Origin of the sequence: Desulfovibrio sp. 6_1_46AFAA (genome assembly GCF_000224635.1) — a bacterium.
GTDB lineage: Bacteria > Desulfobacterota > Desulfovibrionia > Desulfovibrionales > Desulfovibrionaceae > Desulfovibrio > Desulfovibrio fairfieldensis.
This window is the reverse complement of the sequence record NZ_JH114302.1, coordinates 220,593-236,229: the sequence shown is the minus strand read 5'-3', so window position 1 is coordinate 236,229 and position 15,637 is coordinate 220,593. Positions and strand designations below refer to the sequence as shown.

10 protein-coding genes are annotated in these 15,637 nt (G+C 62.8%); 6 read left to right on the top strand and 4 right to left on the bottom strand.

The window, feature by feature from the left end:
* Positions 1–42 precede the first annotated feature (42 nt).
* Together HMPREF1022_RS07795 and zraS are read right to left on the bottom strand one after the other, a co-directional pair.
* Positions 43–1,410 (bottom strand): sigma-54-dependent transcriptional regulator, encoded by a 1,368-nt coding sequence (locus HMPREF1022_RS07795; protein WP_009302683.1) that lies wholly within the window; start codon positions 1,408–1,410, stop codon positions 43–45.
* A gap of 117 nt (positions 1,411–1,527) precedes the next feature.
* Entirely contained in the window at positions 1,528–3,060 is a 1,533-nt protein-coding gene (zraS, locus tag HMPREF1022_RS07790; RefSeq protein WP_009302682.1) for a two-component system sensor histidine kinase ZraS, read from the bottom strand.
* A gap of 399 nt (positions 3,061–3,459) precedes the next feature.
* On the opposite strand from zraS, the gene HMPREF1022_RS07785 reads away from it, so the two are divergent.
* Positions 3,460–3,933, top strand: a complete 474-nt coding sequence (locus tag HMPREF1022_RS07785; protein ID WP_009302681.1) for a periplasmic heavy metal sensor — start codon at positions 3,460–3,462, stop codon at positions 3,931–3,933.
* A gap of 720 nt (positions 3,934–4,653) precedes the next feature.
* Positions 4,654–5,169: a Spy/CpxP family protein refolding chaperone gene (locus HMPREF1022_RS07780; RefSeq protein WP_009302680.1), complete on the top strand. Its 516-nt coding sequence runs from the start codon at positions 4,654–4,656 to the stop codon at positions 5,167–5,169.
* A gap of 637 nt (positions 5,170–5,806) precedes the next feature.
* On the opposite strand, the gene HMPREF1022_RS07775 is transcribed toward HMPREF1022_RS07780, so the two are convergent.
* The gene (locus HMPREF1022_RS07775) at positions 5,807–7,870 is read right to left on the bottom strand and encodes a methyl-accepting chemotaxis protein (protein ID WP_008683278.1); all 2,064 of its coding nucleotides are present in this window, start codon (positions 7,868–7,870) and stop codon (positions 5,807–5,809) included.
* 741 nt (positions 7,871–8,611) lie between these two features.
* Entirely contained in the window at positions 8,612–9,685 is a 1,074-nt protein-coding gene (locus tag HMPREF1022_RS07770) for a radical SAM protein (RefSeq protein WP_009302679.1), read from the bottom strand.
* Positions 9,686–9,944: 259 nt separating this feature from the next.
* On the opposite strand from HMPREF1022_RS07770, the gene HMPREF1022_RS07765 reads away from it, so the two are divergent.
* The 4 genes from HMPREF1022_RS07765 (at position 9,945) to HMPREF1022_RS07750 (ending at position 15,631) form a co-directional block, all read left to right on the top strand.
* Complete coding sequence (locus HMPREF1022_RS07765) at positions 9,945–10,232, top strand: integration host factor subunit alpha (RefSeq protein ID WP_009302678.1); 288 nt, start codon at positions 9,945–9,947, stop codon at positions 10,230–10,232.
* Between the two features lie 398 nt (positions 10,233–10,630).
* Positions 10,631–12,124: an MBOAT family O-acyltransferase gene (locus tag HMPREF1022_RS07760; protein WP_009302677.1), complete on the top strand. Its 1,494-nt coding sequence runs from the start codon at positions 10,631–10,633 to the stop codon at positions 12,122–12,124.
* A gap of 15 nt (positions 12,125–12,139) precedes the next feature.
* Entirely contained in the window at positions 12,140–13,429 is a 1,290-nt protein-coding gene (locus HMPREF1022_RS07755) for a hypothetical protein (RefSeq protein ID WP_009302676.1), read from the top strand.
* A gap of 132 nt (positions 13,430–13,561) precedes the next feature.
* Positions 13,562–15,631: an alkyl/aryl-sulfatase gene (locus HMPREF1022_RS07750; protein ID WP_009302675.1), complete on the top strand. Its 2,070-nt coding sequence runs from the start codon at positions 13,562–13,564 to the stop codon at positions 15,629–15,631.
* The last annotated feature ends 6 nt before the right edge of the window (positions 15,632–15,637 follow it).

The window sequence follows — 15,637 nt, the reverse complement described above, 5'->3', positions numbered from 1 at the left end:
GATGCGGTCCAGTGGGCAAAAGGCGCTGTCGCGGGACCGCCCCTACTCCAGGCCGTACTTCCGCAGCTTGTTGTGCAGGGTAGCCCGCGTAATGCCCAACCGCCGGGAAGCCTCGCTCTTGTTGTCGCCGGTCTGGCGCAGCGTTTCCTCAATAGCCCGGCGCTCCACCATGTCCAGGGACAGTCCGGCCAGGGAGACATCCCCTTCGGGCACAAGCGCCGCTTCCGCCAGGGGCGAGGCATCAATGACATTGGCGGGCAGTTCGCGGCCCGTGATCAGATCGCCGTTGCAGAGAATCACGGCCCGCTCCACGGCATTTTCCAGCTCGCGGACATTGCCGGGCCAGGGATAACGCAACATGCTGTCCAGGGCCTGGGGCGCGAATCCCTTAATGCTCTTGCGATTGCGCCCGGCAAAGCGCTGGAGGAAATGCGCGGCCAGCAGAGGAATGTCTTCGCCGCGCTGGCGCAGGGGCGGCACGTCGATGCTGATGACATTGAGCCGGAAATAAAGATCCTCGCGAAAGCGCTTTTGCGCCGCCTCAAGGCGCAGGTCGCGATTGGTGGCGGCCAGCACGCGCACATTCACGGTGATGGGCGAGTCCGAACCCACCCGCTGCACTTCGCCCTGTTGCAGGGCGCGCAACAATTTGGCCTGGAGCTGCATGGGCATCTCGCCGATTTCGTCCAGAAACAGCGTGCCGCCGTTAGCCTGGACAAAACGGCCCTCGCGGCGGCGTTCCGCGCCGGTGAACGAACCCTTTTCATGGCCGAAGAGCTCGGATTCCAGCAGGTTTTCCGCCAAGGCCGCGCAGTTCACGGTGACCAGAGGCTTGTCCGCGCGGGCGCTGCCCTCGTGCAGGGCGCGGGCCACCAGTTCCTTGCCGGTGCCCGATTCGCCGGTGATCAGCACGGTGGCTTCAGTGGGGGCCACGGTACTGATGATATGAAGCATGTCCTTGACCGCCTGGCTGCGGCCCAGAATGCCCGGGCGGGTCGCGGCATCGGTGAGCTGGCGGCGTAGTTCGCGGTTTTCCACGCTCAGGCGGGAATGTTCGATGGCCTTTTCCAACGTGTGCTTGAGGGCCTCGAAATCCAGGGGCTTGACCAGATAATCATATGCGCCCAGGCGCAGGGCCTCCACAGCGGTTTCCACCGAGGAATAGGCCGTCATCAGCACCACCGGCAGCGCCGGATTATATTCCAGAATGCCCTTGAGCGCGTGGATGCCGTCCATGCGCGCCATACGCACATCGGTCAGCACCGCGTCAAAGGCCTTTTCCCGCACCCGGTCCACGGCCTCGTCGCCGTCGGTGGCCTCATCCACCGTGTAGCCCCAGGACCCCAGCATGGTTTTGAGCATGCCGCGGTGGGCATCGTCGTCATCGACCACCAAAATGTCGATTTTCACCCTTACCCCTCCTTGCCGTATATGCGATATACGCCGGGGACACGGATCGGGCGAACGGTTACGCGCCCGGCCCGGCGTCCAACCGGATTATTCTCATTTTCGGGATTGCCGCAAGGCCTAGTTTTTCCGCCCCTTGCCGCGATAGCGCAACTCGGGGAATTCCTCAGGCGCTTTAGGCGCCAGGGGCAGCCAAAGGCGGAAAATGGTTTCCCCGTGGCCGTCTTCACCGGCAAGCTGCGAATAGACGCTGATCTCGCCGTTATGCGCCGCCACTATCTTGTGCACCATGGCCAGCCCCAAACCCGTGCCCTGGCCCTTGGTGGTGAAATAGGGATCAAAAATATGAGCCAGGGCGGCGGGATCAATGCCCTTGCCCGTATCCCGCACCATCAGGCAGACCCGCCGTTTGGCCTTGGCGATGACCAGGGTCATGCGCCCGCCGTCGGGCATGGCGTCCAGAGCATTGAGGCAAAGGTTGAGCAGGGCCTGGCCCATGCGCTCCGAATCCACCAGCACGTTGGGCACGCGCCGGGAGGTGCGGTATTCCAGCCTGACATTGCGTTGCTCCGCGTCCTGGCGGATCAGGCGCATGACGTGCGCCACCACATTCTCCAGGCAGACCGGGCGCGGGCGCACATCGCTGGGCCGGGAAAGGCCGATCAGATCCGTAATCACCCGGTTCAGGCGGTCCACCTCGCGCACCATGACGGCGGCGGCCTCGCGGTCGTCGCTGCCCTCGGGGAAGCGCTGGCCGAAATAGGTGGCATAGCCCTTGATGGAACTCAAAGGATTGCGGATCTCATGCGCCACGCCCGCCGCCAGATTGCCCACGGCGGCCAGCTTTTCCTTGCGGCGCACCTCTTCCTCCAGACGGCGCACTTCGCCTTCGGCCTTGCGCTGCCGCTGACGCGACTCGCGGGCGCGCTGGGCATAATACAGGGCCAGCAGGCAGAGCAGCCCCACCAGCAGCGTCACAGCCGCCAGCATAGCCACATAGTCGCGGTTCTGGCTGCGGGTGATCTCAAAGGGCGAGACATCCAGGCCCAGAAAAATGATCGGCATGGGAAAGCCCTTGGGGATGTCGCGCAGGCCCGGCGTGAAGTAACGATAGACCACGAAGACCCGTTGCCCCTCCACCTTCATGATGCCCCATTGCGCCGCCGCGTCCGGGGCCAGCTCGCGCATGCGCTTTTCATCCAGTTCCCGGCCCTCAAGCTGGAGGATCTCGCCCAGGCGCACCCGCTTGCTGTGGGCCACGATCGTGCCGTCGGGCATGGTCACGGCCACGAACATAATGTCCGGGCTGGCGGCCATTTCCTCCAGCAGAACCTGCAGGCGCACCCCGGCCTCGCTGCGCATGCCCGAACGCAGAATGCTTTCAAAAGCCATGATCAGCGAAGAGCCCTTTTCCGCCAGCAGACGGGCCATAGCCGCTTCACTGCGCTCAATGGAGATGAAAGCCAGCAGCCCCACCATCAGGGCCAGCACCACGGCCGCACCGCCCAGCACCAGGCCCAGGGGCGTGCGGGAAGCCCCCACGCGCATGGCCAGGGCACGGGGAGGCGCATCGGGCGCGGGGGCGTCGCCCCCGCCGGGCACAACGCCGGGAGCGCCCGGCGCGGACCGGACGTCGTCTTGCTCAGCATTCATATTTCGACTATAGCCGTCCCGCTCGCGGCTGTCATCCCATGGGCCGCCGTGGGGCTAAATTTTTTGCACGTTTTTTGCAAGAAATTCCTAAAATGCGTGGAAACAGACAACCGGCGCTCTTAACGCTTGCGCCACGGAAAACGGCCTGATATTGGCTGAACAATACGCTGAGTCAGCCAAAGCTCTGCGACAGACGGCTTGCAATTCAGCTACGGCACGGAGAACAACAGTAATTTCGCAGACTGTCGGCCCATGTAACACAGTATTGTTGTTGCTTGTACTCACAGTGCCGTCTGTATACGCACGGTTCGCAGGTGCGTCCACAAGCAGCGTTTCCGGGCCGCAACGTTCGGCGTCACGAGAAGATATGCCGGATCGAACTTCAATAAAGGTTACTCTATGTTAAGAGTTTGTTTTTCGCTTTGCCTTCTGGCGGCGTTCTGCCTCTCGCAGCCCGTGGTTGCGGGGCATAGCGGCCCCGGCCCGTACAACGGGCAGGGCGAATACAGAATGGGGCGCTACCGAGGCAACGTCCAGGATATAGATGATTGGTTGGAACAGCTTCCCCCGAATCAACAGAACAAAGCCAGAAGAATCATAGATGACGCCCGCCCCCGTGTCCGTGAGCTGCGCGGCCGCATCCGGGAAAAAATGGCGGAACTGGAAAGCCTCAGCTACGACCAGGGAACCTCCCCGGATACCCTGCCCCGCCTGGGCCGGGAATTGCAACAGTTGCGCGACGCCCTGCGGGCCTCCCTGATGGATGTGGACGAGCGCCTGCGCCGTGAAGTGGGCGTTTCGCTGGGGCCGCCCGCCAGCCGGGGCTGCCGGATGAGCCATGCCGGCATTCCCCCGGCGGATGAAGAAGAGTAGAGGTTGTCGCCACGAGCGTCTGATTGCGAAAAATATGTTTTTTCACCGGCTCGCGGGGCTGCGCCGCCCCAAACCTCTACGGGTTCTGTGTGTCTGATTTGGAAAATCAGACACGAGCCCCCATCCGTTCACTAAGAGCATTTCAACTTTGAGAATACACATTCCCAAAGTTTTTAAGACGCTCGCCCTACTCTCAATGTCCGTACGGCGCGCTTAGCGTGCCTGCGGCCATGGCCCTGCGGGCCACCCTTCGGGTCGGTCTCCGGCGCTTAGCTCTGCTGTCGCCATCCGTAAGGCGGCATAGCCGCCAACGGCTGACGCTCGTGGCGGGCGTCTGCTTACGCAGCCACCAGAGCAATTTCAAAGTGAAATTGCTCTAAGAACTCCGGGCTCCGGTGCGGCCGACCGGCCCCCGCCTGATATCTTGTCGGCACGGGGTCGCTTTTTCCACTTCCCGCCCCCCCGTGCCCCTCCGCTTCCGCCTGTGTGAAATATAGTCACCTGTGTAAATTTTATACAACCTGTACGCGCTCTGTATAAAAAACATACGCCCCGCTTTTTATTCTTCCCGCATCAATAGAGGAAAAACTCTATTAAATTATAATAGGTTAGCCGTTTTGTCGAACGTTGGCACGCGCATTGCTATAAGAGGGCATGACGCACGGAACACCGAGCGCCGAGAAAAAATAACCTAACTGCTTGAAAGGTAAGGAGATTATAATGAGAAGTTCCCGTTTCATTCTGCCCGCCCTGCTGGCCGCCGCTCTGACTGGCGGCATACTGGTCACGGACAGCATGGCCCGCTCCCACTACAGCCCTGATTCCGGCTACGGCTGCGAAGGCTGCCCCGGTGGGTACGGCCAAGGATGGAACAGAGGCGCGGCTCTGAGCCCCGAGCAGCAGGAAAAATATACAAAGATCGTGGACGAGTACGCCAAGCGTATGGATCCCCTCCAAGACCAAATTTTCGTAAAACGGCAGGAATTGCGTGCCCTGAGGAACGCTACCAACCCCGATGTCAAAGCTGTACGGGAAACAGCTACGGAACTAACGAAATTAAATAATCAGCTGGGCGCCCTGCACGATGAAATGGCCCAGCGCCTTGAAAAGGAAGTGGGTGAACCCGCAGGCGCAGACACCCGTCCTAATGGATACGGTCCCGGTTACCACATGAGGGGCCACGGTATGGGTTACGGTCACGGCATGGGCTATGGCCACGGTATGGACCAATACTAGTCGACAACAACCTTTAACCTGCTGAATCACCAACTTGTTTATCCGCCGACGGGCGGTCGACATATACGAAAAAAATAAAACAAATTTCCTTGCCGCTCCCAGCCCCCATCAGGAGCGGCAAGGAGAACCCCCCGAAAAACCTCCTCCTTTGAACAGAACCCTCTAACCATCGGAACATCCTCCCTCTCAGCGGCCGCCGGTTGCCCCCGGCGGCCGCCCTTCCTTTTTAAGCATGGCGTCCGCAAGCGGCGCCGCCCGCTACAAATCTACACGGCAAACCCTGTCCATTGCGGCCCCACCGCGCCCAGCCGACGGCCGCATCCACAATTCAGCCCTTTCGCGGCACGCGGCGGCACACGTCCGAGAGACCGGCCGCTCCAAGCAGAAATTCTCCCCCGCCCGAAGGATCAACCATGGCTGCAAAGCCCGCCCGGGAAGCGTGGCCGCCGTGACGCAGCGAAAAACCACGTTTTTCGCAATCAGACACTGGATGCCCGCGCCCTGTTCGCCGAATATTCCGTCCCAACAGGACCTGAGGCCGCCGGAAACGGCAATTGCCCCGCCAACGATGACAGCCGGCGTTGCCGCCGGCTGTCATACTGTCGCAAGGGGAAAAAAACGCGTCGTGCCCCGGAAATCAGGCTTCTTTCATACGGATGATGAGCTCATTGAGCCGCTGGGCTTGCGCGGCAAGGTCGGACACGGCCTTGGAGGCCTCGGCCATGGCCCCGGCGGTCTGTCGGGACATGTCGTTGACCTGGACGATGGACTGGTTGATCTCCTCGCTGGCGGCGGACTGCTCCTCGCTGGCCGTGGCGATGGCGTTGACCTGGTCCCCCGTGGCTACCACGGTGGCGACGATCTCTTCCAGGGCCGCGCCGGAGCGGCTGGCCAGCTCATTGGCCTCGCCGATGCGTTCCACGGCGTTGTCCACGCCGGTCATGCTCTTGGCCGTGCTTTCCTGAATAGCCGTGATGGCGTTGCCCACGTCGTTAGTGGAAGCCATGGTCTTTTCGGCCAGTTTGCGTACCTCGTCGGCCACAACGGCGAAACCGCGCCCGGCCTCGCCCGCGCGGGCGGCCTCAATGGCCGCGTTGAGCGCCAGAAGGTTGGTTTGGTCCGCGATGTCCGAAATCACGGCCATAATCCGGCTGATGTCCCGGGCGTGTTCATTGAGCTGGGCCATATCGCCCTTGAGGGCCAGGGACATCTGATGCACATCCTCAATGCTGCGCACGGCCTTTTCCACCACCTGCGCGCCGGCCTCGGCCTTTTCCTTGGTCTCGGCGGAGGCGCTGGAGGCGGAACCGGCATTCCTGGCTACTTCCTGCACTGTGGCGTTCATCTCGTTCATGGCCGTGGCCGCTTCGGAGAGCCGCGTGGCGGACTCGGCCGCGCCCCTGTCGGACTGCTCAATCTGGGCCGACAACTGGGTGGAGGCCGAAGAAAGCACGGCCGCCACTTCCTCCAACTGGCCGGCGGCGCTCAGCATGCCCTCGCGGCGCGCGCCCTCGGCGGCTTTGCGGGCTTCCTCAGCCTCACGCATGGCTTGGCGAGCCTCTTCAGTGGCCGCATGGGCCTCCCGCGTCTTTTGCTCGCTGTCCGCAAAGAGTTGCTTGAGGTTTTCCACCATGGCCCCAACGCCTCGGGCCAGAGCCCCGATCTCGTCCGTGCGGGCCGCGCTCTTTTCCAGGCTGCGACGCTGCGTCTCGTCAATCTCAAAATGCCCCTCGGCCACCCGGCCCACAAAGTGCGCGCCTTCTCGCAGGGCCCCGGCGATGCTCCGGGCCACCAGAAAGATGATCAGGCCCACCAGCAGGGCGATGCCGCCGGAAATCAGGCTGTTGCTGCGCAACAGGGCCTTGGCGGGCGCGAGCACTTCGGCCCGCTCCACGCTCACCAGCACGAACCAGTTCATGGCCGGGATGCTGCGGAAATAGGCGACCTTTTCCTTGCCGCCCCAGCCGTAGACCAGGCGGCCGCTGCCCTGGGCGAGGATCTGCCTGACCCAGTCCAGCTTGCCGTCCTCGTCGCCGATGTAGTCCTTGTTGGGATGCATCAGCAGCAGGCCGCTGCCGTCATAGACGAAGCAGGCCCCGGTCTTGCCGATTTTGATGCTGTCCGTGGTTTCCGCGCTGAGACTTTTAAGATCCAGCGTGGCGTAGATCACGCCCAGCGCCTTGGTTCCGTTCATGACCGGCGCGGAAAGGATGGTGGTGACCTGGCCGGTGGTTTTGCTGCGCGTGTTCTGCACGCTGCTTTTGCCCTGCATGGACGCCGTGAAATACGGGCGCTCCCCGAGGTCCATGCCCTTTCCCTTTTGGGTGTTGGTATGGCCCACGACTATGCCGTCCGGACCGATCAGCCCCACATCCTTGAGCAGGGGGAAATCCTCGGCCAGACTTTTCAGCGCCTGCTGCATGCCGGGCCGCAGGGAAGCTCGCTCCTCATCAGACGAGGCTCTGAGAAAGTTGTTGATGCGCGCAATATTCGCGCCGTTGTTCAACACATTGCGCAGCAAACCGGTCACGCTTTCCAGCTGGCTGGTTTCGCTCAAGGCCATCATGTCGAGGTCCTCGCCGATCTGCGCCTCCAGAGATTTTTCCGCGCTGACATAGCTGAACCAGGTAACCGCGCAGAGCCCCAGCAACGCGGGCAGCAGAATAAAGAGCAACATTTTGGGCAATAATCGCAACTTCATGCCATCTCTCCCTTCTCCAATCGAACGACGCGGACAGCGGCGTGAAAAAGGCGTCACAGCGCAGACGCAAGCCGAAAAAACAGGCTCCCGCTACCGGAACATCCGGGCCGGAGAGACCCCATGCAGATACGGGCGAAATGAAGAGCCTATGCCGGTTTTCCGTCTTTAGGGCAGATTAACTTTGAATTTTACAAATTTCAAAGTTGACATTCCGGCGAAAAGCGTGGTTTTCGCCGGAATCCACGCCGCGTTGCTCTCGACGCCTGTACGCCCTTTGGGCTACAGGCACGGCCCTACGGGCCGCCCCTCGGGTCGGTCTTCGCGGCGCGCCGCACCGTGTGCGGCGGCAGATTAACATTGAGAATGAGCATCCCCAACATTGACGCTGCCCTCCTCCCGCGGCGGGAACACGGTCCCGCCTTGATTCGGGCGTGGGCGTCCGCTTCGGCAACCGCCCACGCAAAGTAATTCTTCAAAATTACTCTGCCCTGGAAAAATCCGACCGGAATGTGCCCGATACTGAATAAAGCGGCCTGACATGCCGGGATACGGCATCTGCATGGACATAAGGCCGGTGCTCTGAAACATGACGAACCACTTTCCTGTTTGCTTTTTCGCCATATTCCGGAAAAAGATTATAGTCGCGACGATATTGCCGCCACCGCATGTCAAAGACCCTAATATGCTAGCGCCGTTCAGAACGAAAAACCAGAGGGAGGAAAAGTGCGGCCTGTCGCGCACCTATGGCCTGGGCCAGAGCCGCAGAACAGGGTCCGCGCCGTAGCGGACGTTGTGCGGCCCGAGGCCCAGCCCGGCCCAGGCCGGGCGCAGTTCGTTGCCGTGGCCCCAGAAATAGCCCTGGCAGGCGCGCGGCGCCTCCAGACGCGCCAGGGGCTGCCCTCCCGGCTCGCGGGCGGCCAGATCCCGCACGGTCATGAACAGGGCCCGGCTCATGACCCGCGCGCCCAGCGCCGGATGACAGGGCCCGGCCAGCACAGCCCCGGCCAGGGAAACCTCCGGAGCGAGACCCATGCGGATCACCGGCGTCCCGGCGGCCCGCGCCAACAGCCAGCCGCGGGCCAGGGCGTCCAGGGTGGACTCCATATCCCAGGGTTCATAGGCTCCGGCGCGCCAGAACCCGGCCAGGCCCGTGCCCTCCAGCACCAGACAGGGATAAAAACGCAGCATGTCCGCGCCCGCGCTCAGGGCCAGGGGCACATCCGCCAGAAAAATCTCCGGGCTCGTCCCCGGCATGCCCGGCAGCAGCTGCACGCCCAAGGCCAGGCCCGCCTCCTTGACCCGGGCGCAGGCGCGCAGGGCCGCCGCGCCGTCATAACCGCGCCGGGCGGCGCGCAGGGCCGCGTCCGCGAAGCTCTGCACGCCCAGTTCCACAGCCGCGCAACCGGATTGGCGCAAACGGGCCAGCAGGGCCGCATCCAGGCAATCGGGCCGGGTGGAACAGCGGAAGGCGGTTATCTGCCCACGCGCCAGCGCGGCGGCGGCAAACTCCAGACAAGCGTCCCGCTCCGTTTCGGGCAGGGCCGTGAAAGTGCCCCCGTAAAAGGCCAGTTCCGCCGGAGGCAGACCGCGCGCGGCACGCAGATCCAGGGCCGCCCGGGCCGTGTCCAGGATTCGGTCCGGCGTGGCCTCGCTCTTATCGGTCCGGCCGGTCTGGACGTCCTGCGCGCAGAAAACACAACGCGTGGGACAGCCACGGAAAGGCAGAAATACCGGCACAATGGGCCGGGCACGCGGGAGCGGCGGCCAGGGCGCGTTCAGCGGGAACAAAGCTGAGGAAAGGCAATCGGACGGCATAGGGCCTCGCGGAACAGGATACGGGACAAGGAACAGAACAGGGCAGCAACAGGGATGGACCTTTGCCGGGACAGTGAATACAGCCGGGCAAAAAAGAAAAATCTTGCTCAGACCAGGACTTGCGTGTATTTATAAAAGAAAGTGTCACTTGTGTGAAGCGGATGCGCGCCATTCAACTATGGACGCGGGGATCGCCTGTGCGACGGCTTGGGGCCGCCAGCCGCAGAAGCGTGGCATGAACGCGCCGGAGAAATTCACGATGAAAAAAACACTGACCAAAGCGGATATTGTGGAGGCCATCTACGAAGAGACCGACAAAAACCGCGTGGATGTGAAAAACGTGGTGGAGCAGCTCCTGGAGATCATGAAGACCGCCATCAAGAAGGACCGGGCCCTGCTGATCAGCGGCTTCGGCAAATTCGAGTGTTACGACAAGGCCTCCCGCAAAGGCCGCAACCCGCAGACGGATGAAACCATCACCCTGCCGCCGCGCAAAGTTATGGTCTTCCGCTTGTCGCGCAAATTCCGTTCGGAACTCAATCCTTAGAGCAATTCACGTTTAAAATGAGTGAATAGCTCTGGTGGCCGCGTGAGCGGGCACCCACGCCCAGGTGCAAGGAAGCGACCGGAGACGGCATAGAGTTTGAAATGTGTAACATTTCAAACACAACAGCTGTAAGAGCGGAGCATTGTTGAGCCCTGACCCGCTCAGCGGCAACCCCGTTCCCGGCCCATAGCGGGGCCGTAACCCGCTTTGCGCGTGGACGTCGGCCTTGTTGACGTCCACGGCACGTTGCGGCCATGCCGTCCGTTTTCCGCTCCGCTGCCCGCGACGCCAGTTGAGGCCGGTAGCGGGCGTTACCGCGCCAGATTGTCGTGCGAGAACGGACAATCCGTTGTGACCGTGGGAGTGGCGGAATCGGGGCGTTGTGCCGGGAGTCGCGCATGCTGTTCAATTCCTATCCCTTTCTGTTCTGCTTTCTGCCTCTTCTGCTGCTGGCCTGGCGGCTGGCCGGGGGCTTCGGCTCCGCGCGGCTGGCCTTGGTGCTGCTGTTCTTTTCGGCGGTCTTCTACGGTTTCTGGGGCACGGGCTTTCTTCTGCTGCTGGCCGTCATGGTAGGCATGAACTACGCTTTCGGCCTGGCCCTGGCCGCGCCGGAAAACCTGAAAAAAAGACCTCTGAGCCTGTCCCGCAAGGGCCTGCTGGCCCTAGCCCTGACGCTCAACCTGCTGCCCCTGCTCTGGTTCAAATACTCCTGGTTTCTGGCCCAGAACCTGGCTTTGCTCTTCCATACGGAATGGAACTTCCAGCCGCCCGGTCTGCCCCTGGGCATTTCCTTCTACACCTTCATTCAGATCGCCTGGCTGGTCAGCGTATACCGCCGCCAGATCGCGCCGCAGGGCCTGGCGCGGCACGCGTTGTTCTCCTCCTGCTTTCCCTATGTGATTTCCGGCCCCATTGTGCGCTACGAGCAGGTAGGCCCGCAGTTCGACGCCCTGGCCGATCCCGACGCCGAGGGCCTGGCGCGCGGCTTCAGCCTGTTCAGCATCGGCCTGGCCAAAAAAATCCTCCTGGCCGACAGCATCGCCCTGTACGCCGACGCGGTGTTCAACGCGGCGGAAAAGGCTTTTCCCCTCAGTGGCGCCGAAGCCTGGCTGGGCTCGTTCTGCTATACCTTCCAGCTCTATTTCGACTTTTCCGGCTACACGGACATGGCCCTGGGCCTGGGTCTGATGCTGGGCCTGCGCCTGCCCGAGAACTTTAATTCACCCTACAAATCCACGGGCATCGTGGATTTCTGGCGGCGCTGGCACATTACGCTCAGCGCCTGGCTGCGCGACTTTCTGTACATCCCCTTGGGCGGCAACCGGGCCGGACGGCTCAAACAGTACCGAAATCTCTTCCTGACCATGCTCATCGGCGGGGCCTGGCACGGCGCGGGCTGGACCTTCATGATCTGGGGGGCTCTGCACGGCCTGATGCTCAGCGTGAATCATTTTTTCCGCGCACAAATCAAGGGCTCGCGTCTGGAAGCCATACTGGCCTCCGCGCCGTTGCGCCTGCTGTCCATTGCCTTTACCTTCCTGTGCATTAATTTCTGTTGGGTGGTCTTCCGGGCTCTGAGCCTGGACGGCGCATTGCGCGTCTACACCGCCATGTTCACCGGCCCGTTCAGCCTCCAACCTGGGCCGACGGGCGGCCTGCTGCCCAACCACTACTTCCAGGGCTGGCAGCCCTTCGCCCTGCTCATCCTCTGCGCCGTGCTGGTCTGGGCCTTTCCCAACAGCCGGGAAATTCTCCAGGGACGCCGCGACGGCTCCCGGCCCTGGCTGGCCTGGCGGCCTTCCCGGCTCTGGGCCTCAGGTCTGGCCCTGCTGGCTTTTGCGGCGTTGATTCTGGTCTCGCGGCAGTCCACTTTTTTATATTTTCAGTTTTAGCGCCGGGAGCCTAGCATGCGACTTTTCCGAACATCTTCCACCAGCCCGGAAGAGCGGCCCGAGCCCAAGACCCCGAGGGCTTTGCCTGCCCGCAATCTGAGCGACGCGGCCTATCTCCGGCGCTATTTCAAGACCCTGCTGGCCCTGTCTCTGCTGGGCCTTGTTCTGGTGCTGCCCTATACGTGGTGGTGGCTGTATGAAAGCGGCGACGTGGCCGTGGAGCGCGCCGTGGAAGCCCAGGCCGAAGGCGAATTTGCACTGTTCGGCTCCGGGGTTTCCCAGGATTTCGTGGACTACAAGCTGCGGCTCTACGCGGCGGTCAAGCCGGATATCACGGCCGTGGGCTCCTCGCGGGTCATGCAGTTCCGCGCGGCCTATTTCCGCAAGCCTTTTCTGAACATGGGCGGGGTGGCGGGCAATCTGGCGGTGCTGCGCTCCACCCTGGACGCCATGCTGCGCATCCACAAGCCCCAGGCCGTGATCCTGGGCCTGGATTTCTGGTGGTTCATGCCCCAGTGGGAAGCCCGGCCCTTTGAGGAAGTGCCGCCCACCAGCGGCTCCTATAATTACGGTTTCGAGAGCCTCAAAAAGCCCTGGAGCTGGCTGCTGGACGGCAAGCTCTCCCCGGCGGAGTCGGCCGCGCCCCTCCTGAGCCCCTTCGGGCACGGCTTCCGGGCCGGGCGCTACGGCATCATGGCCCAGCAGACCGACGACGGCTTCGGCCCGGACGGCTCCTGGTACTATACGGCGGACATCACCGGCCAAAAGCGCCCCTTTGATTACCAGTTCAGCGACACGCTCAGCCAGGTCCGCCACGGCATCAAGGCCTTTTACCGGGCCAAGCCGGGCCAGACCGGTCCCAGTGAGGAACATCTGGACGCCTTTGCCGAAATATACTGCCGCCTCAAGGCGCGCGGCATTCAGACCTTCGTGTTCATCGCGCCGCTTTCCGAACGCGTGCTGACGGCCATGCGCGAGCACGAGCGGGACTATCCCCACCTCTTCGCCCTGCGCGACGCCCTGCTGGCGCGGGGCATCGACGTGCTGGACTGCACGGACCCGCGCGCCTTCGCTTCCGACGACTGCGAATTCATCGACGGCTTTCACGGCGGCGAAGTCACCTACGCCCGGATTTTGCGGGCCATGGCCGACCGCTGGCCCGCCCTGCTCTCCTATGTGAACATGGAGCGGCTCAATGCCGCCATCCGGGACTGGCAGGGACACGCGCTGGTGCCTGACGAACGCCTCACGAGCCTGCCGGAAACGGATTTCATGCACTTCGGTTGTTCCAAACGTCAACCCTGAGAGTGGCTCACGCATTTTGTGCGTAAACCTCCCTGCAAGGATTCGCAGACAAATCCTTGCCCCAACATGCGCGTAGGCGGGCTTTGCCCGCTGCAAACGAGCAATTCACGTGTAAATACTCCAGGAGGAATTATGCGGATGTTCCGTCATTTCTTTCTCAGCGCGGCGGGCCTGGCCTGCGGCATTGTCTGCGGCCTGGGAGTACACCCGGCATATGCGGCCCCCGTGCGGGACGCCTCCGCGGAAACAAGCGCCAAAGCGGCCACCGCCGCCACCCGCGCGGCCAACAAAGCCGCTGTCCAGGATCTGGATTTCAACGACCGGCAGGACTATGCCGACGCCCAGCGCGGCTTTATGGCCCCCCTGCCGGACAACGGCCGCATTCTGGACAAAAACGGCCGTGAAACCTGGAATCTCCGGAAATACGCGTTTCTGGCCCCGGCCATGAGCCGGGACATGCCGCCCTCCCGGATCATGCCCACGCCCGCGCCGGACACGGTGCATCCCTCGCTCTGGCGGCAGTCGCAGCTAGTGTTGCGCGACGGCCTGTACAAAGTCACGGAACGCATTTACCAGGTGCGCAACGCGGATCTTTCCAACATGACCATCATTGAAGGCGATACGGGCCTGATCGTGGTGGACCCCCTGATTTCCGCCGAAAACGCGGCCGCCGCCCTGGATCTCTACTACACGCACCGCCCGCGCAAGCCCGTGAAGACGGTCATTTATTCCCACAGCCATGTGGATCATTACGGCGGCGTGCCGGGCGTGACCACGGAAGAGGACGTCAAGAGCGGCGCGGTGCGGGTCATCGCGCCGGAGGGCTTTCTGCGTGCCGCCATGTCGGAAAACGTGCTGGCCGGAACGGCCATGGGCCGCCGGGCCCAGTACATGTACGGCGAATTGCTGCCGCCGTCGCCCACCGGCCATGTGGGCGCGGGCCTGGGCCTGAAAAATTCCGGCGGGTCCACCGGCCTCATTCCGCCCACGCGTACCATTGCCCAAAGCGGCGAGCGCCTTGAACTGGACGGCCTGACCTTTGTTTTTCTGCTGGCTCCCAATACCGAGGCCCCGGCGGAAATGCACTGGTACATTCCCGAACTGAAGGCCCTGACCGCCGCTGAAAACTGCACCCACACCATGCACAATCTCTATACCCTGCGAGGGGCCAAGACGCGCGATCCCTTGAGCTGGTGCCGCGCCCTGGACGAAACCCTGGCTCTCTGGGGCAACGAGGCCGAAGTGCTGTACGGCATGCACCACTGGCCGGTCTGGGGCAATGAACGGGTCCGCCGGACCCTGGCCCTGACCAGCGATCTCTACCGCTACATCAACGATCAGACCCTGCATGCAGCCAACCAGGGCCAAACCATGCTGGAAATCGCCGAAAATCTGCGCCTTCCTCCGGAACTGGCGCGAATCTTCGGCCTGCGCGGCTATTACGGCAGCCTGAACCACAACGTCAAAGCCGTGTACAATTTCTATCTGGGCTGGTTCGACGGCAATCCCGCGCATCTGCACGCCCTGCCGCCGCGCGCGGCGGCCCGCAAGTATGTGGAATACATGGGCGGGGCCGAGGCCGTGCTCCGGCGCGCCCGCAAGGATTTCGCCCAGGGCGAATACCGCTGGGTAGCCCAGGTTCTGGACCACGTGATCTTTGCCGATCCCGGCAATATCACGGCGCGGGAACTGGCGGCGGACGCCCTGGAACAGCTGGGCTATCAGGCGGAGAGCGGCCCCTGGCGCAATTTCTATCTCAGCGGGGCGCGGGATCTGCGCGGCCTGCCCCCGGCCAGGGACGAAAATGCCGCTCAAAAGAGCAACAGCCAGTCGCGGGCCATGACCCCGGATCTTTACTTCGACTATCTGGGCGTGCGCCTCAACGCCCAGCGGGCTCAGGGCCGCAGGCTCGCGCTGCGCGTGAAGCTCAGCGATCTGGAACAGGTCTGGGACCTGCGTCTGGGCAACAGCGTGCTGCACGCCCGCCTGAGCGCGGACGATCCCGATGCGGCCTCCGCGCCGGAAGCGACCCTGACCGCCGCCATGCCCACGGTCATGGCCTTGTTTGAGGGACGCCTGAGCGTGGCCGAGGCCGCAAAACAGGGACTGATCGAGGGCGACAGCCAGACCGTGGCGGAGCTGCTGGACCTGCTGGACCGCTTCACGCCCGACTTTCCCCTAGTGCTGCCCGGAAAGGAATAAGTGCGC